This window comes from Lentzea sp., from assembly GCF_036380075.1.
In the GTDB taxonomy this organism is placed as follows: Bacteria; Actinomycetota; Actinomycetes; order Mycobacteriales; family Pseudonocardiaceae; genus Lentzea.
On sequence record NZ_DASVFL010000112.1, the window covers coordinates 1 to 24,273 of the forward strand.

At 71.5% G+C, this 24,273-nt stretch carries 25 protein-coding genes and 1 pseudogene; 17 read left to right on the plus strand and 9 right to left on the minus strand.

Going from position 1 to position 24,273, the window contains the following annotated elements:
- Positions 1-36 precede the first annotated feature (36 nt).
- From pip to VF330_RS14250, 3 genes are read right to left on the minus strand one after another with little or no spacing between them, the layout of a single operon-like run.
- Positions 37-954 (minus strand): prolyl aminopeptidase, encoded by a 918-nt coding sequence (gene pip / locus VF330_RS14240; RefSeq protein WP_330852049.1) that lies wholly within the window; start codon positions 952-954, stop codon positions 37-39.
- Positions 955-979: 25 nt separating this feature from the next.
- Complete coding sequence (locus tag VF330_RS14245) at positions 980-2,191, minus strand: MFS transporter (protein ID WP_330852050.1); 1,212 nt, start codon at positions 2,189-2,191, stop codon at positions 980-982.
- Between the two features lie 5 nt (positions 2,192-2,196).
- Complete coding sequence (locus VF330_RS14250; RefSeq protein ID WP_330852051.1) at positions 2,197-3,195, minus strand: ABC transporter substrate-binding protein; 999 nt, start codon at positions 3,193-3,195, stop codon at positions 2,197-2,199.
- A gap of 159 nt (positions 3,196-3,354) precedes the next feature.
- Here VF330_RS14250 and VF330_RS14255 point away from each other — a divergent pair, with 159 nt between their 5' ends.
- The 4 genes from VF330_RS14255 to VF330_RS14270 all read left to right on the plus strand — a co-directional run bounded on the left by VF330_RS14255 (position 3,355) and on the right by VF330_RS14270 (position 6,582).
- A complete protein-coding gene (locus VF330_RS14255) occupies positions 3,355-3,606 on the plus strand; it encodes a hypothetical protein (RefSeq protein ID WP_330852052.1) in 252 nt (83 codons plus the stop codon).
- Between the two features lie 63 nt (positions 3,607-3,669).
- Entirely contained in the window at positions 3,670-4,641 is a 972-nt protein-coding gene (locus tag VF330_RS14260; RefSeq protein ID WP_330852053.1) for a C40 family peptidase, read from the plus strand.
- Between the two features lie 262 nt (positions 4,642-4,903).
- Positions 4,904-5,848 (plus strand): C40 family peptidase, encoded by a 945-nt coding sequence (locus VF330_RS14265; protein ID WP_330852054.1) that lies wholly within the window; start codon positions 4,904-4,906, stop codon positions 5,846-5,848.
- A gap of 161 nt (positions 5,849-6,009) precedes the next feature.
- Positions 6,010-6,582, plus strand: coding sequence for a LysM peptidoglycan-binding domain-containing protein (locus VF330_RS14270; RefSeq protein ID WP_330852055.1), 573 nt, complete (start codon positions 6,010-6,012; stop codon positions 6,580-6,582).
- Between the two features lie 111 nt (positions 6,583-6,693).
- Here VF330_RS14270 and VF330_RS14275 read toward each other — a convergent pair whose 3' ends face one another.
- Both VF330_RS14275 and VF330_RS14280 read right to left on the minus strand, forming a co-directional pair.
- Positions 6,694-6,996, minus strand: a complete 303-nt coding sequence (locus tag VF330_RS14275; protein WP_330852056.1) for an iron-sulfur cluster biosynthesis protein — start codon at positions 6,994-6,996, stop codon at positions 6,694-6,696.
- A 348-nt stretch (positions 6,997-7,344) separates the two neighbouring features.
- Entirely contained in the window at positions 7,345-7,989 is a 645-nt protein-coding gene (locus VF330_RS14280; protein ID WP_330852057.1) for a hypothetical protein, read from the minus strand.
- 161 nt (positions 7,990-8,150) lie between these two features.
- On the opposite strand from VF330_RS14280, the gene VF330_RS14285 reads away from it, so the two are divergent.
- The 5 genes from VF330_RS14285 (at position 8,151) to VF330_RS14305 (ending at position 12,710) form a co-directional block, all read left to right on the plus strand.
- The gene (locus VF330_RS14285; RefSeq protein ID WP_330852058.1) at positions 8,151-8,852 is read left to right on the plus strand and encodes a VIT family protein; all 702 of its coding nucleotides are present in this window, start codon (positions 8,151-8,153) and stop codon (positions 8,850-8,852) included.
- Between the two features lie 25 nt (positions 8,853-8,877).
- Positions 8,878-9,099: a hypothetical protein gene (locus tag VF330_RS14290; protein ID WP_330852059.1), complete on the plus strand. Its 222-nt coding sequence runs from the start codon at positions 8,878-8,880 to the stop codon at positions 9,097-9,099.
- Positions 9,100-9,106: 7 nt separating this feature from the next.
- Positions 9,107-9,784 (plus strand): beta-phosphoglucomutase family hydrolase, encoded by a 678-nt coding sequence (locus VF330_RS14295; RefSeq protein WP_330852060.1) that lies wholly within the window; start codon positions 9,107-9,109, stop codon positions 9,782-9,784.
- On the plus strand, positions 9,781-12,117 hold the full coding sequence (locus tag VF330_RS14300) for a glycoside hydrolase family 65 protein (RefSeq protein ID WP_330852061.1): 2,337 nt from the start codon (positions 9,781-9,783) through the stop codon (positions 12,115-12,117). The genes VF330_RS14295 and VF330_RS14300 overlap by 4 nt, the downstream gene beginning before the upstream one ends.
- Positions 12,118-12,284: 167 nt before the next feature.
- Complete coding sequence (locus VF330_RS14305; protein ID WP_330852062.1) at positions 12,285-12,710, plus strand: YbfB/YjiJ family MFS transporter; 426 nt, start codon at positions 12,285-12,287, stop codon at positions 12,708-12,710.
- On the opposite strand, the gene VF330_RS14310 is transcribed toward VF330_RS14305, so the two are convergent.
- Positions 12,628-13,599 (minus strand): alcohol dehydrogenase catalytic domain-containing protein, encoded by a 972-nt coding sequence (locus tag VF330_RS14310; protein ID WP_330852063.1) that lies wholly within the window; start codon positions 13,597-13,599, stop codon positions 12,628-12,630. The genes VF330_RS14305 and VF330_RS14310 overlap by 83 nt on opposite strands.
- Positions 13,600-13,683: 84 nt before the next feature.
- On the opposite strand from VF330_RS14310, the gene VF330_RS14315 reads away from it, so the two are divergent.
- The 4 genes from VF330_RS14315 to VF330_RS14330 all read left to right on the plus strand — a co-directional run bounded on the left by VF330_RS14315 (position 13,684) and on the right by VF330_RS14330 (position 18,003).
- A complete protein-coding gene (locus VF330_RS14315) occupies positions 13,684-14,850 on the plus strand; it encodes a beta-1,3-glucanase family protein (RefSeq protein WP_330852064.1) in 1,167 nt (388 codons plus the stop codon).
- Between the two features lie 82 nt (positions 14,851-14,932).
- Entirely contained in the window at positions 14,933-15,604 is a 672-nt protein-coding gene (locus VF330_RS14320; protein ID WP_330852065.1) for a response regulator transcription factor, read from the plus strand.
- Complete coding sequence (locus VF330_RS14325) at positions 15,601-16,917, plus strand: HAMP domain-containing sensor histidine kinase (protein ID WP_330852066.1); 1,317 nt, start codon at positions 15,601-15,603, stop codon at positions 16,915-16,917. Before VF330_RS14320 ends, VF330_RS14325 begins: the two co-directional genes overlap by 4 nt.
- Positions 16,918-16,962: 45 nt before the next feature.
- The gene (locus tag VF330_RS14330) at positions 16,963-18,003 is read left to right on the plus strand and encodes an NAD-dependent epimerase/dehydratase family protein (RefSeq protein ID WP_330852067.1); all 1,041 of its coding nucleotides are present in this window, start codon (positions 16,963-16,965) and stop codon (positions 18,001-18,003) included.
- Here the strand turns inward: VF330_RS14330 and VF330_RS14335 are convergent.
- Positions 17,990-19,177, minus strand: coding sequence for a hypothetical protein (locus tag VF330_RS14335; protein ID WP_330852068.1), 1,188 nt, complete (start codon positions 19,175-19,177; stop codon positions 17,990-17,992). The genes VF330_RS14330 and VF330_RS14335 overlap by 14 nt on opposite strands.
- A gap of 121 nt (positions 19,178-19,298) precedes the next feature.
- Between VF330_RS14335 and VF330_RS14340 the strand changes: the two genes are divergently transcribed.
- The 4 genes and pseudogenes from VF330_RS14340 (at position 19,299) to VF330_RS14355 (ending at position 22,223) form a co-directional block, all read left to right on the plus strand.
- Positions 19,299-19,937 (plus strand): glycosyltransferase family 2 protein, encoded by a 639-nt coding sequence (locus tag VF330_RS14340; protein ID WP_330852069.1) that lies wholly within the window; start codon positions 19,299-19,301, stop codon positions 19,935-19,937.
- Positions 19,938-19,954: 17 nt separating this feature from the next.
- Positions 19,955-20,569, plus strand: coding sequence for a TIGR04282 family arsenosugar biosynthesis glycosyltransferase (locus VF330_RS14345; RefSeq protein WP_414675378.1), 615 nt, complete (start codon positions 19,955-19,957; stop codon positions 20,567-20,569).
- Positions 20,569-20,976 (plus strand): annotated as a pseudogene (locus VF330_RS14350) (class I SAM-dependent methyltransferase); the annotation flags it as partial. The gene VF330_RS14345 and the pseudogene VF330_RS14350, both read left to right, overlap by 1 nt.
- Before the next feature lie 185 nt (positions 20,977-21,161).
- On the plus strand, positions 21,162-22,223 hold the full coding sequence (locus VF330_RS14355) for a molybdopterin-dependent oxidoreductase (RefSeq protein WP_414675375.1): 1,062 nt from the start codon (positions 21,162-21,164) through the stop codon (positions 22,221-22,223).
- 344 nt (positions 22,224-22,567) lie between these two features.
- Here VF330_RS14355 and VF330_RS14360 read toward each other — a convergent pair whose 3' ends face one another.
- Positions 22,568-23,383 (minus strand): ABC transporter permease, encoded by an 816-nt coding sequence (locus VF330_RS14360; RefSeq protein ID WP_330852073.1) that lies wholly within the window; start codon positions 23,381-23,383, stop codon positions 22,568-22,570.
- Positions 23,383-24,243, minus strand: a complete 861-nt coding sequence (locus VF330_RS14365; protein ID WP_414675376.1) for an ABC transporter ATP-binding protein — start codon at positions 24,241-24,243, stop codon at positions 23,383-23,385. Before VF330_RS14365 ends, VF330_RS14360 begins: the two co-directional genes overlap by 1 nt.
- Between the last annotated feature and the right edge of the window lie 30 nt (positions 24,244-24,273).

Sequence of the window (24,273 nt, forward strand, 5' to 3'; positions counted from 1 at the left end):
ACGACTCGAAGCCCACGCCGGGCGGTTTCCGCTGTGTCACGGGGAGAACCTCCTGACCGCGGAGCGCATCGCCTCCGCGAACGCGGGGCTGCCCTTGTGGCCGCTGTCGTCCACGAGGGTCAGTTCGGCGTCCGGCCACGCCTTGGCGAGCGCGTACGCCGTGTCGGCCGGGCAGCTCAGGTCGCGCCGGCCGTGGACCAGCACCGCGGGAATGCCCGCGAGCTTGTCGGCGTGTGCCACCAGGTTGTCGACGAAGCCGCCGTTCGCGTAGTAGTGCGCGATGATCCGCACGAGCGCGATCACGTCGTCGGACGCGCGACCGGCGAACACGTCCGGCTGGCCGTAGTCCTCCAACGACAGCACGGTGTCCTCCCACCGCACCCACTCCAGCGCCGCCGCCTCGCGCACCTCGCGGTCCGGGTTCTCCATCAGGTCCGCGTAGGCCCGCACCACGTCCGGCGCGTCGCCCACGTGTGCGCTGAAGCGGGCCCACGCCTCCGGGAAGAACCGGGAGACGCCCCGGTAGAGCCAGTCCAGCTCGCGGGCGGACGAGAGGGTGATCGAGGCGAGGATCATCTCGGAGACGCGCTCCGGGTGGCGTTGCGCGTAGGCGATCCCGAGCGTCGAGCCCCAGGAACCGCCGTACACCAGCCACTTCTCGATGCCGAGGTGCTCGCGGAGCCGCTCGGCGTCGGCGATGAGGTGGTCGGTCGTGTTCACGCCCATGTCGGCCGACGGGTCGCTCGCGTGCGGCGTGCTGAGGCCGCAGCCGCGCTGGTGGAAGATCACCAGCCGGAACTTCGCCGCGTCCAGCGCCCTGCGGGCGCCCTTCGACGGCGAACCGGGGCCGCCGTGCAGGAACACGGCCGGCTTGCCGTCCGGGTTGCCGACGACCTCCCAGTAGACCTGGTTGCCGTCGCCGACGTCGAGCATGCCGTGTTCGTTGGGCTCCACGACCTTCAGCGTACCGACCCGGACGTCACGTACCGGGCGTCCGAGCCGGTTCCCACTCGACACCCTTCGCCCGGGACGCGGCGAGCGCCCACAGCGCCACCAGGACACCGGCGCCGCCGCTGAGCAGGAACGTCAGCGACGGCCCCACGGCGTCGAGCAGCAGGCTTCCGCCGATGTACGACACCGCCGCCGCCACACCGATCCCGCCGTAGAAGTTGCCGAACACCCTGCCCGTGCGGTCGGCGGGCACGAGTCGCTGGACCAACGTGCTGTGCGCGACGTCCATCGCCGCGATCCCCAGTCCCCGCACGGCTTGCAGCGCGAACGCCGACGCGACGCCCCACGCCAGGCCGGTGAGCATGTTGCCGGCACTGCTGATCACGAACCCGGTGACGAGCAGCGCCACCATGCTCCACCGCGCCGATCCCCTGGACAGCAGCGCGTACCCGAGCAGCAGCCCGATCCCGACCGCGCCGAGCACCACGCCGGCAGCGCTCTCGGACCGGCCGAACGACACCATCGTCAGCTGGAGCACCGCGACGTCGTCGATCGCCGTGCACGCCACGACACCGCAGAAGCCCAGGAACACGATCCGCAGCGCGCGGTTGTGCCAGATCTCCCCCAGCCCGGCCCTGGCGTCGGCGAGCACGCCCGTGCCCGGCTCCGACGGCACGACCAGCCTCGGCAGCCGCAGCAACAGCACCGCGGACAACAGGAACGAGACCGCGTCCACGAGCAGGACGCCCCGCGTGTCCAGGAACGTCAGCAGCACCGCCGCGAGGAACGGTCCGATGACGTCGGCGCTGTTGGACCCGAGTCCGAGCGCGGTGTTGGCCTGCGCGAGGTCCTTCCCGTCCACGAGGCTCGGGACGGCGGCCCGCGAGGCGGGGACGAAGACCTGGCCGAGCACGGCCCGCAGCCCGACGAGCACGAGCAGGACCGGCAGCGGCGGCAGGGTGACCGCGATGACCGCGAGCAGCACGCCCTGCGCGACCTCGCACACGATCATGACGGTGCGCCGGTCGAACCGGTCGCTGACGACACCCGTCAGCGGGCTGAGCAACGCCGGCGCGAAGTCGCCCACCAGCAGCAGCGCGGCCACCGCGACGGCCTTCCCGAGGATCGACTGCACGTGGACCATCAGTGTCACGAGGCTGAGGGCGTCGCCGACAACGGAAACGACCCGTGCGGTGCTGAGCACGCGCAACGGGCCGTTCTCCTTCAGAAGCGTCAGCACATGGCTTACTTTGCCAAGGCCTGGTCCAGCTGGTCAGCCAATTTGTTCATGATCGCGGCGTAGGAGGAGTAGCTGAGCGGCGCGACGGCGTTCCACTCGACGAACCGGTTCGCCTGCACGGAGGGCAGCGCCTGGAAGACCGGGTGGCCCTCCTTCATCTTCTCCGGGCCGAGCACGTGCTGGCGGGTGTCCCACATGATCACGTGTTCCTTGTACGTGCCGGAGTTCTCCCACGACAGCGACTGGAAGTAGCCGCCGCCCTCGCTGTCGGGCTTGTCCGGCGTGAGCAGCGGCAGGCCGAGCTCCTTGACGTACCAGTCGAGGTCGGGGTTGCGCGCGGGGACGGCGACGTAGAAGAGCTTGGGGTCGCCGGCGACGACCTGGATCTTCTGGTTCGCGTCGGTCATCTTCCTGCCGATCGCCTTGAGGCGGTCCGCGGCCTTGGTGAACGCCTCCTCGTCGGCCTTCACCTTCGCCGAGTCGACGTCACCACCCAGGGACCTGGCGAGCTCCTTGTAGCGCTTGACGCCCTCGGGCAGCTGGATCTTCGACTGTCCGATGCCGACGGTCGGGGCGATCTTGGCGACCTTCTCCTCGAACTCGGCGGTGAGGTGCCAGAGCCCGGAGACCTCCGGGTAGTAGCCGGCGACCACGAGGTCGGCGTCGAGCGCCGCGAACTTCTCGAAGTCGATCTCGCCGTAGCCGGGGCCGGTGATGTCGGTGACCTGGCTCGGGTCGGTGCTGCCCGCCTCGGGGTCGGTCGTGCCGTCAGCGCGCTTGAGCGGGCCGAACGTGCCGACGACGTTGACGCCGAAGTCCTTCAGCGCCCCCGCGGCGGACACCTGCGCGACGACGCGCTTGGGCCGCTCCGGTGCGGTGACCTCCTTGCCCCGGTCGTCCTTGAAGGACCACTGACCGGATCCCTGCTGCTGCTCCGCGGGAGCGTTCCCACCGCACCCGGCGACCAAGCCGAGCAGCAGAACCGCGGCGACTGTCCTGCGCATCTGTCCACCTCCTGAGTTTAGGCTTGCCTAACCTATCAAGAGGCTATGCGGTGCCGGACACGCCGGGGTCGGTGTCGCCGACCGGAACCGGCTGGTCACCGCACGGAGCCGGCCACGCGCAACGAGCACCATCCACAAAGGACCGGTATGTTGCTTTTCGTGTTCAACTCATCACGCATCGCAACCACGCTCCTCGCGGCCGCGGGCGCCACGCTCGCCGCCGCCTCCCCCGCTCTCGCGGACAACGACTCGAACTTCGGCGGCGGGGTGAACGCCGCCAACAACTGGAACTTCACGGCCGCCGCCGTGTGCCTCCAGGAGGTGGCCGTCGTGCCCGTTCTCGGCGACTACGTCAGCGACCACGTGAACAACTGCTCGAACGGGAACGTGCTCGACCTGTCCGTCGGCTGAACCCCGGCGGCCGTCCGGCCGTACGCCTCCTCAGAAGCCGATCCCGACTCCTGAGGAGGCCGCGTGCCCGGCCATCGCGCTGCCAGGACCACCGCTCTCGCCGCCGTGATCGCCGCGACGGTGGTGTCGATGCCCTCGGCGCACGCTCAGCCCGCCGCCGACGCGCTGAAGACCTACAACGAGCTCACGCAGCAGGCGGAGAAGCTCAGCCAGGACCACCTCAAGGCCCAGGGCGACCTCGCGCAGGCGAACGCGGTCGCGGGCGCCGCCACCGAGGCGGAGAAGAAGGCGCTGGCCGAGTCCCAGCAGTTCCGCGGCCAGGTCGACGTGCTGACCGAGGCGACGTTCGAGGGCGCGCGCTTCAACAACATCTCGGCGCTGCTCACCTCGTCGTCCCAGCAGGACTTCCTGGAGCGGATGCAGGCGATGACCATCATCGCCGCCGACCAGAACGAGGCGGTCGCCCGGCTCGACGCCACGTTGAGCGCGGCCAGGAAGGCGCGGGCCGACGCCACCGCCGCCGCGAGCGCCGCGGAGAAGTTCGCGGCCGACGTGTCGACCCGCAAGGCCGCGATGGACGAGCAGGTGACGGCGGCGCGGACCAAGTACCAGTCGCTGTCGGCCCCGCAGAAGCAGACGCTCAAGGCTCCCGGCGACACCTCGTCGGTGCCCGTGCCGGCGGGCGCGGCCGGCGCGGCGCTGAACTTCGCGCTGAGCCAGCGCGGCAAGCCGTACGTGTTCGGGTCCAACGGGCCCGACTCGTGGGACTGCTCGTCGCTGATGCAGGCCTCGTACCGCTCGGCGGGCGTGACCATCCCCCGCGTCACCTACGACCAGGCGAAGGTCGGCCGCTCGGTGAGCCGCGCCGAGGTCGCGCCCGGTGACCTCGTCATCTACTACTCAGGGCAGTCGCACGTGGCGATGGTCGTGGACAGCACCCGCGCCGTCCACGCGTCCACCGAGGGCGTGCCGGTCAAGATCGCGGACATCGACTCCATCGGACCCATTTCGGTGATCCGCCGCGTCGTCGGGTGACGCTCGTCTCCACCCCGCGATAAACCCACGTGGACGACTGTGAGAGCGTGCGGGCGGGCAACTGCTGGGGTCCCGGTGCTGGACGAACATCAGGTCGTTCCGTAACCTGTCCGAGACCTTCGGCCCAGCAGTTAACCCACTCGGGGCACACGCCAAGGTTGCCGCCTCACGCGCAGTAGTTCTCGCGGGGCAGCTGCCAGGAAAAAGGAGGACCCGCGACGTGGTGTCGCAACCCTCGCGCCGTACCGTGCGTGGAGCGTTCGTGGCGACGGCAGCAGTCGTCGCGGCAGCACTCCCCACGACCCCGGCCACCGCACAGCCTTCGCCGTCCGACGCGCTCAAGAAGTACAACGAGCTGTCGGAGCAGGCTTCCAAGTTCAACCAGGACCACCTGAAGGCGAAGGACGACCTCGCCGCCAAGCAGGCGGAGCTGGACAAGGCCAAGGGCGACCTGGCCAACGCCCAGAAGGCCGAGGAGTCCCTCCGCGGTCAGGTGGACGTCCTCACCGAGGCCACCTACTCGGGCGCGCGCTTCAACCAGATCTCGGCGTTGCTGGTGAGCGACTCGCAGCAGGACTTCCTCAACCGCATGTCGGCCATCAACATCCTCGCGGCCGACAACGCGGAGGCGCTGAAGAAGCTGACGGACGCCGTCGACGCGGCCGACGCCGCGACGAAGACGGCGAACGACGCCACCGAGGCGTCGAAGAAGCTGCTCGTCGAGATGGACCAGAAGAAGGCCGACCTCGACAAGCAGCTCGGCGAGGCGCAGGCCCAGTACCGGTCGCTGAGCCAGACGGTGAAGAACCAGCTCCAGGCGTCCGGCGACATGTCGAACATCTCGGTCCCGGCCGGCACCGCCGGCAAGGCCCTGCAGTTCGCCCTCGCCCAGCGTGGCAAGCCCTACGTCTACGGCTCCAACGGCCCGGACTCGTGGGACTGCTCGTCGCTGATCCAGGCCGCGTACCGCTCGGCGGGCGTGAGCATCGGCCGCACCAGCTACGCGCAGGCGGCGGCCGGTCGTTCGGTCAGCCGCAGCCAGGTGCAGGCCGGCGACATCATCGTCTACTACTCCAGCCAGTCCCACGTGGCGATGGCGGTGGACGGCATCCGTGCCGTGCACGCCTCGACCGAGGGCGTGCCGGTGAAGATCGCCGACATCGACTCGATCGGCCCGATCTCGGTGATCCGCCGCATCGAGGGCTGATCCCCCGCTTCGCGTGGAACGCCTCCTGCCTCCGGGCGGGAGGCGTTCCGCTTTCACCCCCTCGGCTGCACCTGCCGCGCCTGAACGGCGGACAGCGGCCGGGCTGACTAAGATCCACTTCGGGCACCACCCGGTGCCACAGGTCCGAAGTGGAGCGTTCATTGGACACCTTGCAAGCAGGGCAGGAACTGACCCGCGGCCAGCAGCTCACCACCGCCAACGGCTACAACCTGACGCTGCAGTCCGACGGCAACCTGGTGCTGTCGGAGAACACCGGCACGGTGTGGGCCAGCGGCACCGACGGCAAGGGTGCCGTGCGCGCCGCGCTGCAGGACGACGGCAACTTCGTGCTCTACACGAGCGACGACAACGCCGTGTGGGCCACCGGCACCCAGGGCAACGACGGCGCGCGCCTCGTCCTGCAGGACGACCGCAACCTGGTCGTCATCGCGGGCGACGGCAGCGCGAAGTGGGCCAGCGGCACCAACACCGACACCCCGCAGTCCGCCCCCGAGGCGCCGGCCGCGCCCGTCGAGGAGGCTCCGGCCGCCCCCGCCGAGGAGGCCCCGCAGGCCCCGGCCGCGCAGACCTACACCGTGCAGAGCGGTGACTCGCTGTGGGCGATCGCCGAGCGCTTCTACGGCGACGGCAACCGCTACGGCGAGATCGCCTCGGCCAACGGCATCTCGAACCCGGACCTCATCCACCCGGACCAGGTCCTCACCATCCCCTGACCACGCCGGTCAGACCGCAACGGGCCCGGACCCCCGATGAATAGGGGTCCGGGCCCGTTCGTCTGCGGTCTGTCCTGCCGCGGCCTGTCGTGCCGCGGCCTGGGGGCGGGCTCAGCCCTCCTGCTCCTGCCGCGCGATGGCGAAGGCCGGGTTCCCCTCGTCGTCCTGGCGCACGTCGAGCACCTTGTCGTCCAGGTACTGGGCCGCGGCCGGCTCCATCAGGACCTTGGCACCGGCGGGCGCCGCCACCACCTCGTCCCCGTCGACGGCCTCGCTCAGCGAGAGCTCCAGGGCGGCCTGGTCGTTCTGGTCCGCGGAGAGCGCGAAACGCAGGCCGACCTCGTCGTCGGCGGCCTCGGTCTGCGACGTCAGCTCGTTGATGACCTCGGCGGCCATCGGCGTCACTTCGAGCATGTCGGCCCCTCACATCAGGAAACAAGAAACTCGTTCCAGGTTCCCGGGGTGGGCCGGGTTCAACCACTTCTCGCCGGATCGGTGCCTGATCGCGCTCTGGGGCGGGCGTTGGCGCGACTGTTTTCGCAGGCGAAAGCGTTGTGGGGCGGAAGCGGCCGGATCGCGGTGGTTGGACCAGTGCCAGACGATTCGGCTTCGGTTCGACGGACGCGGGATGGCAGGGCTGCCGACGCCGTCCGGTCATCGGCGGGGCGGTACCCGAGGACGGCCCCGCAGTGCGCCGGCTGAGCCGGACCCACGACGCCACGCGGCACCGGCCGCGGCGCGCGGACCTCGAAGCGAGGACCGCTACGCCACGCGGTGCGCCGGCCTGGCCACCTCGTTGCGCACGTGACCGCACGCCGAGCACACCCGCGGCACGGGGACCAGCTCCGCCACCAGCCGCCACGAGTCGGCGAACGACGGCGCGTGCTCACCGGGCACGAGCAGGCTGTCCAGCACCTCCTGGCGGCGGCGGCCCTTCTCGCGGCTGCGCTCCACCGGGTCGCGGCGGTGCGCCAGGGCACGCGACTCCGCCCGCGCGCGCTCGCCGTCCGAGGTGAGGGCGGAGCGGGTGCGCGGGGCGTGCAGGGCCGCGTTGCGGCGGTTGACGCGGTACCACTCGCCCAGCGACATGCCGGTCAGCGGCGGGCGGGCCAGGCTCGCGCCGTCCGCCGTCCAGGTGCGCAGGCGGGCCCGCAGGAACTCGTGGGCCACCTGGTCGCGGGAGCGCGGGCGGCCCTGGCGGGTGCCGTCGGGCTTGGTGTCGACGGCCACGAGGAGGGCGTCGACGCTCCAGCCGGCCCTGAACCAGGGCTCCAGCAGGCGCCGGACCCACCGGCGGTCGGCGTCCGGCCACAGGGCGCGTTCGCACAGGGCCTCGACGGCGATGTCCACGTCGGCGTCGGTGGAAGGGACCACGCGGCCCGGCCAGCGACTGGGTTCGATCTGCATCGGGACTGACCTCCTTCTAGCACGCACACGAACACCTGTTCGACATGCTGCCACGGGGGTCTGACAAAAAATGAACATCTGCCACTTGACCAGGCAAAACTCACCCGATCAGCACAGTGCCCACGCGCTGCGGGCGGCCGAACGGGCGTTAATCTCCGGCCATGACGCACGAAGAGCCCCACGACGAGGTCACCGGCGACCGGATGAACTGGCTGCGCGCGGGCGTGCTCGGCGCGAACGACGGGATCGTGTCGACCGCGAGCCTCGTGGTCGGCGTCGCGGGCGCCACCACGGACCGGGCCCAGATCCTCGTCGCGGGCCTGGCGGGGCTCTTCGCCGGCGCGATGTCCATGGCCAGCGGCGAGTACGTCTCCGTCAGCAGCCAGCGCGACGCCGAACGCGCCCTGCTGGCCAAGGAGCGCCAGGAGCTGCGCGACATGCCGGAGGAGGAGTTCGAGGAGCTCAAGGAGATCTACCGGGGCAAGGGGCTGGACGACGAGACGGCGGAGGAGGTCGCCCGGCAGCTCACCAAGCACGACGCGCTGGCGGCCCACGCCGACGCCGAGCTCCACATCGACCCGGACGAGCTCACCAACCCGTGGGGCGCCGCGATCGCGAGCTTCATCTCGTTCACCATCGGCGCGCTCCTCCCCCTCGCCGCGATCGTCTTCACCCCGACCGGGCTGCGCGTGCCGGTCACCGTCGTCTGCGCGGTCCTGGCGCTCGCCCTCACGGGCTTCGTCAGCGCGCGGCTCAGCGGCGCCGGGCGGGGGCGCGCCGTCGTCCGCAACGTCGCGGGCGGCCTGATCGCGATGGGCGTCACGTACGCGATCGGCTCGCTCGTCGGCCAAAGCATCGGATAGCGCCGGAGTGGGTACAGAGCCCGGCATGAGTGAAGAACGCGCCGGCTACGTCCCCGAGGACCTCGACTTCGAGGGCCTCGACGAGGACAACCTCCAGAAGGACCCGCTCGAGGAGGCCATGGACCCGCCGGAGGACTGGGCCGAGTCCACGAAGTACGGGATGACCGAGTACGAGCAGGCCCACCCGCGTCCGCTCGACGAACGCCTGGAGGAAGAGCGCGGCGATGTCGGCGAGACGGGTGCATGATCGTCACATGAGCCTCGGCATCCCGGAGAAGATCACGGCGTTGCTGTTCGACCTCGACGGCGTGCTCACGAGCACGGCCGTGCTGCACCGCCAGGCGTGGAAGCAGACGTTCGAAGCACTGGGCCAGCCGTTCGGCGAGCAGGACTACCTCGCCTACGTCGACGGCAAGCCGCGCTACGACGGGGTCCGCAGCTTCCTCACCTCGCGCGGTCTCACCCCGTCCGAGGACGAGGTCCGCCGCATCGGCGACCAGAAGAACGACCTGGTCAACCACATCATCGACGAACAGGGCATCAGCCCGTACGACGGGTCGGTCCGCTACCTCAAGGCGGTGCGCGAGGCCGGCCTGCCCATCGGCGTCGTCACGTCGTCGGCCAACGCCATGCGCGTGCTGCGCGCGGGCAACCTGCTCGACTACGTCGACGCGCTGGTGGACGGCAACGTCATCACCACGTCGAACCTGAAGGGCAAACCGGCGCCCGACTCGTTCATCGAGGGCGCCAGGAGGCTGAAGACGGCACCGGAGCACGCCGCCGTCTTCGAGGACGCGATCGCGGGCGTGCAGGCCGGGCACGACGGCGGCTTCGGCTTCGTCGTGGGCGTCGACCGCGGCCACCACGCGGAAGCCCTCAGGACGCACGGCGCCGACGTGGTCGTCGACGAGCTCGACGAGCTGCTGTCATGAGCTACGCGGTCGAACCGTGGCAGCTGCGCTGGCAGGGCCTGTCGGTCGGCAACCTGCACCAGACCGAGTCGACGTTCGCGCTGGCGAACGGGCACATCGGCATGCGCGGCACGCTCGACGAGGGCGAGCCGCGCGGGCTGCCGGGCACCTACCTCAACGGGTTCTACGAGCAGCACCAGCTGCCGTACGGCGAGGCCGGCTACGGATACCCCGAGGCGGGCCAGACGGTCGTCAACGTCACCGACGGCAAGATCATCCGCCTGCTGGTGGAGGACGAGCCGCTGGACATGCGTTACGGCGACGCGATCGAGCACGAGCGCACTCTCGACTTCCGCACCGGCACGCTCAGGCGCCGGACGGTGTGGGAGTCGCCGACGGGTCGCCGTGTGACCGTGCGCAGCGAGCGGCTCGTGTCGTTCACGCAACGCGCGGTGGCCGCCATCCGCTACGAGGTCGAGCCGGAGGAGGACCTGCAGCTCGTCGTGCAGTCCGACCTGCTGGCCAACGAGCCGATCAAGAGCCGCAGCAGCGACCCGCGCGTCGCACTGGCCCTGGACGCCCCGCTGGTCAACGACTTCACGATGGCGGAGAAGTCGCGCGCGGTGCTGTGCCACCACACCAAGGTCTCCGGTCTGCGCATGGCCGCCGCGATGGACCACGAGATCGAGGTGACCGCGCTCGCCGAGGACGGCACCGAGCCGCGCACGGAGATCCGCGCCGAGGACGACCTGGCCCGCTTCACCGCGGCCGTGGACGTCAAGGCGGGCAGCACGCTCAAGCTCACCAAGTACCTCGCCTACGGCTGGTCCGGCCAGCGCTCGACGCCCGCGCTGCGCGCGCAGGTGGAGGCCGCGCTCGCGGGTGCCCGCCAGACCGGCTGGGACGGGTTGCTGCGCGAGCAGAAGGACTTCCTGGACAACTTCTGGGAGGTCGCCGACATCGAGATCGACGGCGACGACGAGCTGCAGCAGGCGATCCGGTTCGCCCTGTTCCACATCCTGCAGGCCGGGGCCCGCGGGGAGACCCGCGCCATCCCCGGCAAGGGCCTCACCGGACCCGGCTACGACGGCCACGCGTTCTGGGACACCGAGATGTTCGTGCTCCCGGTGCTCACCTACACGCTGCCGGACGCCGCCCGCGACGCGCTGCGGTGGCGTCACTCCACTCTGGACAAGGCCAGGGACAGGGCGAAGGTGCTGGGGCTCAAGGGCGCCGCGTTCCCGTGGCGTTCGATCAACGGCGCGGAGTGCAGCGCGTACTGGCCGGCGGGCACGGCGGCGTTCCACGTCTCCGGCGACGTCGCCTACGCCGTCCAGCAGTACCTGCACGCCACGAACGACGAGGACTTCGACCGCGACGAGGCGACCGAGATCCTGGTGGAGACGGCGCGGCTGTGGATGTCGCTCGGGCACCACGACCGGCACAACGGGTTCCGCATCGACGGGGTGACGGGGCCGGACGAGTACTCGGCGATCGTCGACAACAACGTCTACACGAACCTGGTCGCGCAGCAGAACCTCCGTGCCGCCGCCGATGCGGCGGAACGCCACCCGGACCGGGCGGACGTGTCGGAGGAGGAGATCGCGGCGTGGCGCAAGGCCGCCGACGTGATGTCGATGCCCTACGACGAGTTGCTCGAAGTGCACCCGCAGGCGGACAACTTCACCAAGCACGCGGAGTGGGACTTCGAGGGCACGCAGGAGGACAAGTACCCGCTGCTGCTGCACTTCCCGTACTTCGACCTGTACCGCCGCCAGGTCGTGAAGCAGGCGGACCTCGTCCTCGCGATGCACGTCCGCGGTGACGCGTTCACCGCGGAGGAGAAGGCCCGCAACTTCGCCTACTACGAGGCACGTACCGTGCGCGACTCGTCGTTGTCGGCGGGCACGCAGGCCGTGCTGGCCGCGGAGGTCGGCCACCTCGGCCTGGCGTACGAGTACCTCGCCGAGGCGGCCTTCACGGACCTGCGCGACCTGCACGGGAACGTCACCAACGGCCTGCACATGGCGTCGCTGGCGGGCGCGTGGACGGCGCTGGTGGCCGGGTTCGGCGGGATGCGCGACCACGGCGGCGAGCTCACGTTCGCCCCGAGGCGCCCGGACGAGCTGGCCGGCTACTCGTTCCGGATGGCGTTCCAGGGAACCAGGATCCTCGTCGAGGTGCGCGGCGACGAGGCCACCTACCGGATCGTGGACGGCACCGAGCTCAGGACGAAGCACCACGGCGAGCCGATCACCATCACGGCCGGTGCGCCGGTGACCGTGCCGATCCCGAAGACCCCCGAGCTCGAACGGCCGCGGCTGCCGTTCGGCCGCGAGCCCAGGAGGCGTTAGCCCGGGAGGTGGGAGACCTGGTAGTGCGCGATCAGGTCTCCCACCACCAGCACGCTCAGGTTCACGGTGATCGCCGGCCTGTCGGCGAACGAGAAATCGACTTTCAGATAGCCGAGAACCATTTCATCGTCGCCGCCATCAGCGGCCCGCTCGGCAGCGGCGCCTGGGTGCTCGTCGGCCTCTCCGCGGTCCTCTCCCCCGTCCTCGTCCAGCCGCGCCGCCACGCCCTGCCGATCGCGCTCGCCGTCCAGGCCGCCGGCATCGCGCTGCCCGCGGTCGTCGACGGGTCCGCGCCGGTCGCCGTCGTCCTGTTCGGCGGCACGTTCCTGGGCATCGCGGCCACGGCCCTCAAGCTCGGGGCCGGCCTCGGCGTCCCCCGCGCCGCCGCCATCCTCACCGCCGGCTACTCCGCGGGCCAGATCGCCGGCCCGCTGGTCGCCGCCCCGTTGCTGCGCCACGGCTACGACGCGGCGCTCCTGCTGGCGGCGGCGATCGTGGCGGTAGCCGCCATCACAGCTCCAGCACCACTTTCACGTCGTCCGGCCGGTGCTCGAAGGCCTCGGCGAACGACTCCAGCGGCACCCGCCGGGTGATCATCGCCGACAGCCAGCCGTCGTCCGCGCGGTCGAGGACCGCGGACGCCTCCCGGTAGTGCCGCACGTTCGCGTTGACCGTCCCGAACACGATCCCGTTGCGCAGCACCAGGTCGCGGTTGGCCTGCCCGATGTCGGCCGGCACGACCTCGGTGGACGGCACGCCGGTCAGGCACACCAGGTCGCGGCCGAGCAGCCGCGCCACCAGCGAGGGCGCGCCGGTCGCCTCGATCACCACCGGGCAGTCGGGCAGCTCGCGGTGGTAGGTGGCTCCCAGCGACTCGACCAGCGCGGGCTTCGGGCCGTCGGTGGCGAGGTCGAACACGTGCACGTCCAGCCCCCGCTGCACCCCGATCAGCGCCGCCAGCAGCCCGATCGGCCCTGCCCCCGTCACCAGCACGCTCTCGAACGGGAACAACGCCAGCCGGTCGAGCCGCTCCCACGCCTTGACCACCACCGACGCCGGCTCGACCAGCACACCCGTCGGGGAGCTGACGCCGACGGCGTAGGCCGCGGGCACGGTCCACAGCGTCGAGGCGTACCCGTCGAGGCCGGTGATGCCGCGCTCGGTGTATCGGCCGTTGCGGCACATGTCGAACTCGCCGCGCGCACACGCCACGCACGGCACCGGGTCCGGTCTGCGGACCACCCCCGCCACCAGGGAGCCCGGCGCGAACCCCGGCCCGCTGATCACCCGCCCGAGCGACTCGTGCCCGATCACCAGCCGCCGCCCCACCCCGAACTCCCCGCGGACGATCTCGCGGTCCGTCGCGCAGATGCCGACCGCCAGCCCCTCGACCAGCAGGTCGTCCGGTCCGGGTACCGGGTCGGGCAGTTCGGACAACGACAACGACCCGGCCTGTGCGAGATCCACCGTCAGCGCGCGCATGAGAACCATTCTTGACAGATCAACACGATCACGCTGACTATGAGAGCGCTCTCACGAACCCTGTCCTCAGTGAGGAGATAGTCGATGCGCAAGCTCCTGCTGCTGGCGACATCGGCCCTACTTGGGCTGACAACGATGTCCGCGCCCGCACAAGCCGCCCCACCGAGCCAGCTCCCGCTCACCGTCACCAACAACTCCGGCCGCGGCGACGCGGTCCACCTCTACGTCACCGGCATCTACAACGGCCGGCTCGGCTACGTGAACGGCAACGGCCAGTTCACGCCGTGGTCCGGCGGCGCGATCCCGCCGGTGCCCGCGCCGGACTTCTCGATCCCCGGACCGGCCAACGGCTCCAGCAAGACCCTGCAGATCCCGCTGAACCTGGCCGGCGGCCGCATCTACATGGCCTTCCGCGACAAGCTGAAGTTCAGCCTCGTCCCGGACGGGCTCGTGCAGCCGGCGCCGTGGGCGGGCGGCGACCCGAACCGCGACATCCTGTTCGACTGGAGCGAGTTCAGCTACGACGGCGGCGGTCTGTGGCTCAACAGCTCGCAGGTGGACATGTTCGCGGTCCCGCACGCGGTCGAGGTGACGTCGCAGGGCGGCGCCACGAAGAAGGCGGGCCAGCTCGTCGCGAACGGGCGCAACCGCGTCTTCGACCAGCACCAGCAGCTCGGCGGTGACTGGGCGAGGCTCGCGTACACCCGCTCCGACGGGACGCGCCTGCGCGTGCTGAACCCGAGCAAGGGCCTCGACGCGGGCCTGTTCTCCAGCTCGTACTTCGCCGGCTACGTCAGCAGCGTCTGGTCGACGTACCAGAACACGCCGCTGACCGTCGTGCCCTACCAGGCGGAGCCGAACCGCAAGTTCACCGGCCGCGTCAGCGGTGGCGTCATGCGGTTCACGAACACCTCCGGCCAGCAGGTGGCGGAGTTCCAGCAGCCGTCCACCCGCGACGTGCTCAACTGCGACGGCCGGCTCGCCGCTCCGAACAACGAGCTCGGCGCGATCTCGCGGTCGCTGTGCGCGGCGCTCAACCGGTCGACGCTCGGGTTCCTGCACACCCAGCCGACCTACAACGCGAGCGAGTTCTACACCCGCGCGACGACGAACCACTTCTCGAAGATCGTGCACGCCAACATGAGCGACGGCAGGGCCTACGGCTTCGCCTTCGACGACGTCGGTGGCTTCGAGTCACTTGTCCACGAACCGAACCCGCGTTCGGCAAAAATCACGCTGACCTCTTTTTAATCCGAAGGCTCCTTGATTTTGATCGACTTTCGCTCCACTGTGTGAGAGCCGTCGCCGCGGCTCTCACACAGTGGAGTCTTCCGTGTGCGTACGGGTCCTGCTGGTCGACGACGACGAGCGAATCCGGCAGGCGTTGTGCCTCGCCCTGTCCGACGAGGGTTTCACCGTCGACGAGGCGGGTTCCGGTGAGGTGGCCCTGCGCAGGCTCGAGACCGAGCACTTCGACGTGGTCCTGGTCGACCTGACCCTGCCCGGACTCGACGGGCTGGACGTCGTGCGGACCCTCAGGTCCCGCGGTGACCTGCCCATCATCGTCGTGACGGCGCGGGCGGACGCCCGCGACATGATCGCCGGGCTGGAGGCGGGAGCGGACGACTACGTCACCAAACCGTTGATGGGGGACGTTCTCGCGGCCCGCGTCCGCGCGTTGTTGCGCAGACGCGGACCGGGCAGGGAGGCAGTTCGCGTGGGCGAGCTGGAAATCCGTCCGCAGGAAGGACTCGTGCACCGTGCGGGCGAACGCGTTCATCTCACCAGAACGGAATTCCGGCTGCTGCTGGAACTCGCTGGTGCGGGCGGCCGAATCGTCACGAGAGAACAGCTGCTGCACAAAGTGTGGGGATATGACTACTTCGGCGACACCCGTCTGCTGGACGTGCACATAAGAAGGCTGCGGCGAAAGGTGGAGGCGAACCCGGACGATCCGGCGCTGGTGCTGACCGTGCGCGGCGCGGGTTACCGGATGGGCTCGTGAGGCTCACCCTGCGCCGTCGCGTCACCCTCTCGTTCAGCCTCGGCCTGCTCGTCGTGACGAGCGTGCTGGCGTTCGCGACGTGGAACCTCGCCACCGGCTACCTGCTGCGGCAACGGGAAGCGGGCGCGGCGCGGCAGGCGGAGCTCAACGCGCGGCTGGCCGGGGCGTCGCCGTCGGCCGCCGCGCTCGGCGACCTGCTGGCCGGTCCCGACTCGGCGATCCTCGTGCTGACGCCGTTCGGCCCGGTCACCGCGGGACGGCCGGTGGACCCCGGGCTGCTGCCCGCCGAGCTGCTGGAGCACCCGCCGGGCACCGCGACGGTCACGGTGGACGGGACACCGATGCTCGTCGTGGCGCGGCCGCTGCCGGGCGGCGCCGTCTACGTCGAGCTGTCCGGGTTGCAGCAGCTCGACGGGACGTTCGCGTTCCTCGGCGCGATGCTCGTCGCCGGGACGATCGGGTCCGCGCTGCTCGGTGCGGCGCTGGGCTCGTGGGCGTCGGGACGGGCGCTGAGACCGCTGGCGGAGCTGAGCTCCGTGGCCGGCCGGATCGCCGGCGGCGACCTGCGCGCCCGGCTGCCGGCGCAGGACGACCCCGACCTCGCGGCGCTGGCGGCGAAGTTCAACTCGACGGCCCAGGCGCTGGAGCAACGGGCGTTGCGGGACGCGCGGTTCGCCTCCGACGTGTCGCACGAGCTGCGGTCGCCGTTGACGACGATGGTGAACGCGGGCGCGGTGCTGCGCCGCCGCCGCGAGCACCTGCCGGGCACCGCCGGGACCGCGCTGGAGCTGCTGACCTCGGAGGTCGACCGGTTCGCGCGGATGGTCGTCGACCTGCTGGAGATCTCGCGGGCCGACCAGACCGACGACCCGCCACCGGAGGAGATCGCACTGGACGCGTTGGTGCGCAACGTGGTCGCGACCCGCGAGCCCGTGCCGCTGGACCTCGAACCCGCGGTGGTGATCGGTGACCGCCGCCGGCTCGACCGCGTGCTGACGAACCTGCTGGACAACGCCGACCGGCACGCGGGCGGCGCGGTGCTCGTGCGCGTGCGGGAGTGCGGCGGCCGGGTCAGGCTGGCGGTGGAGGACGCGGGGCCCGGCGTGCCGGAGGACCTGCGGGAGCAGGTCTTCGAACGGTTCGCGCGCGGCGTCATGGCGGGCAGCCGGGGTGACGACACCGGCAGCGGGCTGGGGCTCGCGCTGGTCCGCGAGCACGTGCACCGGCTGGGCGGCCGGGTGTGGGTGGAGGACCGGCTGCCGGCCGGGGCGAGGTTCGTGGTGGAGATGGTCTTACGGAGTTCTGACGGCTAGTCGTCCGGAAGCGCCCGGCGTGCCGTGCGGTCCTACGGTCGGTGCATGCGAGTACTGATCACCGGCGGAGCCGGGTTCATCGGGTCGCACGTCGCGGACGAGCTGGCCGCCCAGGGACATGACTGCGTGCTCCTCGACGCGCTGCTGCCCGAGGCGCACGGCTCGGTCCCCGTGCTGGACCACGAACTGGTGGTCGGCGACGTCACCTCCCCCGACGTGCTGCGGCCATTGCTGTCCACAGTGGACGCGGTGTGCCACCAGGCGGCGATGGTCGGGCACGGCGTCGACCCGTTCGACGCGCCCTCCTACGCCCGCCACAACGACCTCGGCACGGCGGTGCTGCTGGCCGAGATGCACCGGGCCGGGGTGTCGCGGCTGGTGCTGGCGTCGTCGATGGTCGTCTACGGCGAGGGGCGGTACCGGTGCCTGTCGCACGGGATCGTCCGCGCCGAGCGCACCGCGGCGGACCTGGCGCGGGGCGCGTACGAGCCCAGGTGCTCCTGCGGCGACTTCGTGGTGTCCGAGCTGGTGCCGGAGGACGCTCCGCTGGAGCCGCGCAGCACCTACGCCGCGACGAAGCTGGCGCAGGAGCACCTGGCGGTGGCGTGGGCCCGGCAGACCGGCGGGAGCGTGTGGGCGTTGCGGTACCACAACGTCTACGGTCCGCGGATGCCGCGCGACACCCCGTACGCCGGGGTGGCGTCGATCTTCCGTTCGGCGCTGCAGAACGGCGTGGCGCCGCGGGTGATGGAGGACGGCCGGCAGCGGCGCGACTTCGTGCACGTCACGGACGTGGCGCGGGCGAACGTGCTCGCGCTGGCGTCGCCGCGGCCGGGCTTCGAGGCCGTGAACGTCTGCTCCGGCACCCCGCACACCATCGGCGACCTGGCGTTCGCCCTCGCCGACGCGTGCGACGGTCCCACACCGGAGATCGTGGGCGGCGCTCGGCCCGGCGACGTGCGGCACGTGGTCGCGTCGCCCGCGAAGGCGCTGGACGTGCTGGGGTTCGAGGCGCGGGTCGGGTTCGAGGAGGGCGTGCGGGACTTCGCGTTCGCGTCGCAGCGGGAGTCCGTCACCAGTTCGTGAGCACCAGGTGGTTCACCGCCAGGGCGGTCAGCGCCTGGGCGGTGAGCCACCGCCGGTCGAGCCCGGCGGTGCCGACGAGCAGCCAGATCGCGAACGGCAGCCAGATCCGTTCGGTCTCCGCCTTGCTCAGCCCGGACAGGTCCGCGGCGAGGACAGCGGTGCCCGCCGCGAGAACCCACCTGTCCCTGCGCAGTCCCGCGATCCCGGCCGGGCCGATGACGAGCGCGAGCGCCGCGAGGTTGGCCCACACCCAGTACCAGTACGGCCGGGTGGCGCCGATCCCCTGGTAGTAGCGGAGCTTGACGAGCTCGTAGCCCTCGAACCACCAGAACCCGGCGACCGCGAACGCCGCCACGACCGCGAGCACGCCCGCGGCGGCCAGGCCGGCTTTCCGCGCTGTGGCGGGCAGATCTCCCTTGACCCAGACGGCGGCCAGCGCGAGCGGCGCCAGCAGCACCAGGCCGTAGGACAGGAACAGGCACCAGCCCAGCACGACGCCGCCGAGCAGCGGCCACCGCGTCAGCAGGTAGAGGCCCACCGCGGCGACGCCCAGGAACATGCCGTCCGCCGACGCGCCGACCCACACCGCGCCGGGGAACAGCACCAGGAACGGCAGCACTGCGTTGTCGCCGATGGCCTTGGGCACCGCCACGACCGCGAGCGATCCGACCAGGACGCAGAAGAGCGACGCCGCCGCTCCCCCGCCGAGCCCGACGCGGTCGAGCCAGGTGAACGTGAGCAGTGCCGCGGGCGGGTGGCCGGAGACGTGCGTGGTCCACGAGTCGGGCTGGAAGTCGGGGATGCGTCCGGCGAACCCCCGCAGCATCGCCGGGATGTCGGTGACGCCGGGAACCTCGTGCAGGTACTCGTCCTCGGTCGTGAGCCGGGTGGCGAACCTGTCCCAGCCGTCGACCATCGCCAGCGAGAACGTCCACGCCGTCGCCGTGGCGTAGGCGATCGGCAGCGCGTACCGGTGCTGAGCGAGCTCGGGTCCCTTGGCCACCACCAGGAACGCGATCAGCACCGCGGCGGGGGTTCCCGGACCGACGTGCGGGTGCCAGTTGCCGAACAGCGGTGCCGCTGCGGCGTAGAGGATGTCGGGGTCGTGGGCGTTGACGACGATCCCGACGACGACGGCGGCCGCGACGAGCACCCCTGCGATGACTGAACGCACCGCGCCCAACCTAGGGGGTCGCGCGGGTGCGCGCCGGTCGCGCAAGACAACCGTAAGAACTCTTTCGTGCGTCACAATTCCGTAAGCACCACAACGCTTTCCGGTGGTCCAGGGTGGATCCATGGATGTCGTGTTGCCCTGTCTGGACGAGGCCGCCGCACTGCCCGCGGTCCTCGCCTCCCTGCCTCCCGGCCACCGCGCGATCGTGGTGGACAACGGGTCCGTCGACGGTTCTCCCGACGTCGCCGCCTCTTGTGGCGCCCTGGTCGTGCACGAGCCCCGGCGCGGCTACGGCGCCGCCGTGCACACCGGCCTGCTCGCCGCCACCTCGGACGTGGTCGCGTTCGCCGACGCCGACGGCTCGCTGGACTTGGCCGAGCTTCCCGCGATGGCGGCGCTGCTGGCCGGCGCGGACCTCGTGGTGGGCCGCCGCAGGCCGGTGACCGCGGCGGCGTGGCCGTGGCACGCGCGGGCGGGCAACGCGGTGATCTCGGGTCTGCTGCGGCGCCGGGGCCTGGACGTGCACGACATCGCGCCGCTGCGGGTGTGCCGGCGGGAAGCGTTGCTGGCGCTGGACGTGCAGGACCGCGCGTTCGGCTACCCGCTGGAACTGCTGGTGCGCGCCGCCTCCGCGGGCTGGCGCGTGCGCGAGGTCGACGTGGCCTACCGCCCCCGTGCGGCGGGCACGCGGTCGAAGGTGTCCGGTTCGGTGCGCGGCACGCTGCGGGCGGCGCGCGACATGGCGGGGGTGCTGCGGTGAGGTTCTGCCTGCTGGTCATGGCGAAGTCCCCGGTGCCCGGCCAGGTGAAGACGCGCCTGTGCCCGCCGCTCACGCCGGAGGAGGCCGCGTCCGTCGCGGCGGCGTCGTTGCTGGACACGATCTCCGCCGCCCTGGAGACGCCGGACGCGGTGCCGGTGGTGGCACTGGCCGGGGTGGTGCGGCGCGATGACGTGCGGGAGGCGCTGGCCGAGTGCGTGGTGATCCCGCAGCGGGGTTCGACGTTCGCCGAACGACTGGTGCACGCGCACGCCGACGTGGCGCGGTTCGGGATGCCGGTGGTGCAGATCGGCATGGACACGCCCCAGGTGACGCCTTTTCTGCTGGAGTCGTGCGCGGAGTTCGACGAGGCCGCGCTCGGGTTCGCCGCGGACGGCGGCTGGTGGGCGCTCGGACTGCGGGACCCGCTGCGGGCCTCCGTGCTGCGGGACGTGCCGATGTCGCGTGCCGACACGGGCGCGCGGACGCTGGAGGCGCTGGACGGGTTGCGGGTGCGGCAGTTGCCGGTGCTGTCCGATGTGGACACGATGGACGACGCGCGCGCGGTCGCGGCCCTGGTGCCGGGCAGCCGGTTCGCGTCGACTCTGACCGAGATCGCGGCGGTGCCGCGATGATGTTCGACCAGGCCTTGAAGGGCCGCCCCAGCTGGCTCGACCTCCCCGGCACCACACCGCGCGAGCTCAGCGTCGCCCGGTGGCAGGCCGAAGCCGACGACGGCGACGGCGTCCTGCTCGACGCCTGCACCGGCCCCACCCTCGACGTCGGCTGCGGTCCCGGCCGCCTCGTCACGGCCCTGCTGTCGCGCCACGTCCAGGCGCTCGGCATCGACGTGTCCGGCGAGGCGATCCGCCGCACCACCGCGCGCGGCGGCATCGCGCTGCGCCGCGACGTGTTCAAGGAGCTGCCCGGCGAGGGCCGGTGGAGGCACGTCCTGCTCGCCGACGGCAACATCGGCATCGGCGGCGACCCCGAGGCGCTCCTGCGGCGCGCGCACCAGCTGCTCGAACCCAGCGGCACGGTCGTCGCCGAGGTCGAGCGGCCGGGATCCGGGCTGACCGTCGGACGCGCCCGCGTGCGCACCGGGAACGCCAACAGCGGCTGGTTCGAGTGGGCCTGGAGCGACGCGGAGTCCCTCACCGGCGACGGGTTCTTCCTGCTGTGGCACCGGGAACGCGCCGGCCGCTGGTTCGCGTGCTGGGAGAAGCTGTGAGAACACCGGCCTTCAGGACACCTGCTTTCAAAGCACCGGCCCACCACACCGGTGTGACCAGCCGGGTCGGCACGTGGCTCGGCATCGCGTTCGGGCTGTGCTTCGTCACCGGGCTGATCAGCCACGGCGTGCAGCACGACTGGCCGTGGCCGACGCGCCCGGTGCACCTCTACCGCGTCACCCAGGGCGTGCACGTCGTCTCCGGCGTCGCGGCGATCCCGTTGCTGCTGGCCAAGTTGTGGAGCGTCTACCCGAAGCTGTTCGAGAAGCCGCTCGTCAAGTCCGTGCCGCACGCCTTGGAGCGCGGCTCGATCCTCGTGCTGGTCGCGGCGTCGTTCTTCGAGCTGGCGACCGGGCTGTTCAACGCGGCGCAGAACTACCCCTGGTCGTTCTACTTCCCCACCGCTCACTACGCCGTGGCGTGGATCGCGATCGGCGCGCTGCTCGTGCACATCGCGGTGAAGATCCCGGCGATCCGGCGAAGCCTCGAACCCGCGGCCGAGGAGCGGACCGTCCTGTCCCGCAGGGCATTCCTGCGGACGACCGCGCTCACCACCGGTGTCGCGGTGGTCGCGACGGCGGGCGTCACGGTGCCGTGGCTGCGCAAGGTCTCCGCGCTGGCCTGGCGGTCGGACGGCGGCCTGCCCGTCAACCGGACCGCGAAGGCCGCGAACGTCGTCGTGCCGCCGGACTGGAAGCTCAAGGCGGGCACCAGGAGCTACTCGCTCGCCGAGCTGAGGGCGATGCCGCAGACGACGGTCGAGCTGCCCATCGCGTGCGTCGAGGGCTGGAGCCAGGACGCGACCTGGACCGGCGTGCGGGTCGCCGACCTCGTCAGCGGCGGTGACGTGCGGGTCGAGTCGCTGGAGAAAGACGGGCTCTACCGGGCCACGACGCTGCCCGAGGCGTTCGCGCGGGATCCGTTGACGCTGCTGGCTTTGCAGCTCAACGGAGAGGAGCTGAGCCCCGACCACGGCTACCCGTGCCGGCTCATCGCACCGAACAGGCCGGGCGTGTTGCAGACGAAGTGGGTCACGTCGCTGGAGGTCCGGGCATGAACGCGGTACTCGGTGCGAGGGTCGCGCTCGCAGCGGCGGGAACCGCGCTGGGCGTCTGGGGAGCCTGGCTCCTGCTCCCCCAGGTCACGGTCGAGCTCCTGATCTGGCTCGGCGGCGGGGTGGTGCTGCACGACTTCCTGGTCGCGCCGCTCGTCGGAGCGTCCGGCCTCGTCGTGAAGCGGGCGTCGGTCGGCGTGGGCCTCGTCGTCAGCGGAGTCGTCCTGCTGCTCGCGGTCCCGTTGCTGTGGCGGCAGTTCGGCGGTCCGGTCAACCCGGGCCTGCACGACCGCGACTACCCCACCGGCGTCGCGGTCGTGCTCGGCGTGACCTGGGCCGCCGTGGTGCTATACGAGGTCGCGGCGCACCTTCAGCAGCGTCGCCGCGCCCACGAACACCACGACGTACCCGACGAGGAACAGGGCGGCGGTCGTGCCGCTCACCCCGGTCAGGACGCCGGGAGCACCGGCGCCGCCGACGGCGCCGGCCAGGTTGCCCGCCGAGCCGCCGGGCAGGACCTCGGTCAGCGACTCGACCGGCCCGAGCAGGGCACCCACGCCCCGCAACAGGTTCTCGGTGACGATCGCCCACATCAGCCCGAGGCCGACGGCCAGCGCGGGCCCCTTGGTGACGACGCCGAGGAACACGCCGAACCCCGTCCACATCGCGGCGATCAGCACTGACGCGGCCAGCGCCTTCAGCGCGGCGGTGCCGGGCAGGCTCCAGTCCCAGCCCTCCAGCGACGCCACGGTGACCGCCGCGGCCAGGTCGACGACGAACGTCAGCGCCACCAGGACGACCACGACGACCGCCAGCGCCCCGAGCGTGCCCGCCATCGCCGAGACGCGGCGCGGGCCGGCGGTCAGCGTGGTCTTCCAGGTGCCCCAGCCGTAGCCGCTGCCGACCGCCAGCGCCGCGAGCACGAGGATGATCGCGCCGCCGAACATCGGCAGGCCGCGCACGACCGCCGCGCCGACGTTCTCCGGCTGCATCGCGCTGATCATCTGCTGCTGCGACAGGCCGCGCGAGCTCATGTCGCCGTCGAGCGCGAGGTAGTTGAACACGTAGCCGAACGTCAGCGTCATCACCAGCCAGACACCGATCAGCACCCACGTCGCCGGCCACTTCCACAGCCGCAGCAGTTCGGCCTTCACGCTGCCCATCAGGCGGCTCCCGTCATCTCGAAGAAGACCTCTTCCAGCGTCCGGCGCAGCGGCCGGACCTCCCGCACGTCCACGTCGGCGGCGACCAGCGTCCGCACCACCGCGCCCGCGTCCGCCTCCCGCACGTGCAGCACGTCGCCGTGCAGTTCGCTGCCCTCGACCAGGACGTGCGCCTTCTCGATCGGGTCCGCCCTGACCAGCAGCCTGCTGTCGCCGCGCAGCTGCTCGACCGTGCTCTCCGCGACGAGCTTCCCGTTCGCGATCACGCCCACCCGGTCGCAGATCTCCTCGACCTCGCCGAGCAGGTGGCTCGACAGCAGCACCGTCTGGCCCTGCGCCGCGAGCGCCCGCACCAGCTCGCGCATGTCCGCCATGCCGGCCGGGTCGAGGCCGTTGGTCGGCTCGTCGAGGACCAGCAGCTCCGGCCGGCCGAGCAGCGCGGCCGCGACGCCGAGCCGTTGCTTCATGCCCAGCGAGTACCGGCGGAACTTCTCGTCCGCGGCGCCCGTGAGGTCGACCTGCTCCAGGACGGTCTCGACGTGCCGGCGGCCGGCGCCGCGGCGGGCCGCGTGCACGCGCAGGTTGTCGCGCCCCGACAGGTACGGGTAGAAGCCCGGCCCCTCGATGAGCGACCCGACCCTCAGCAACGCCTTGGGGGTGCCCGGCGCCTCCCCCAGCACCAGGGCCGAGCCGCTGGTCGGCCGCACGAGCCCCAGCAGCATGCGGATCGTGGTCGTCTTGCCCGCGCCGTTGGGGCCGAGGAACCCGTAGACCTCGCCCCGCCGCACGGACAGACTGACCTCGTCCACCACGGCGCGGTCGCCGTAGCGTTTCGTCAGCTTCTCCGTCGTCACGATCATGGCGGTAATAGTCGGCCGCGCGGGGGCGCA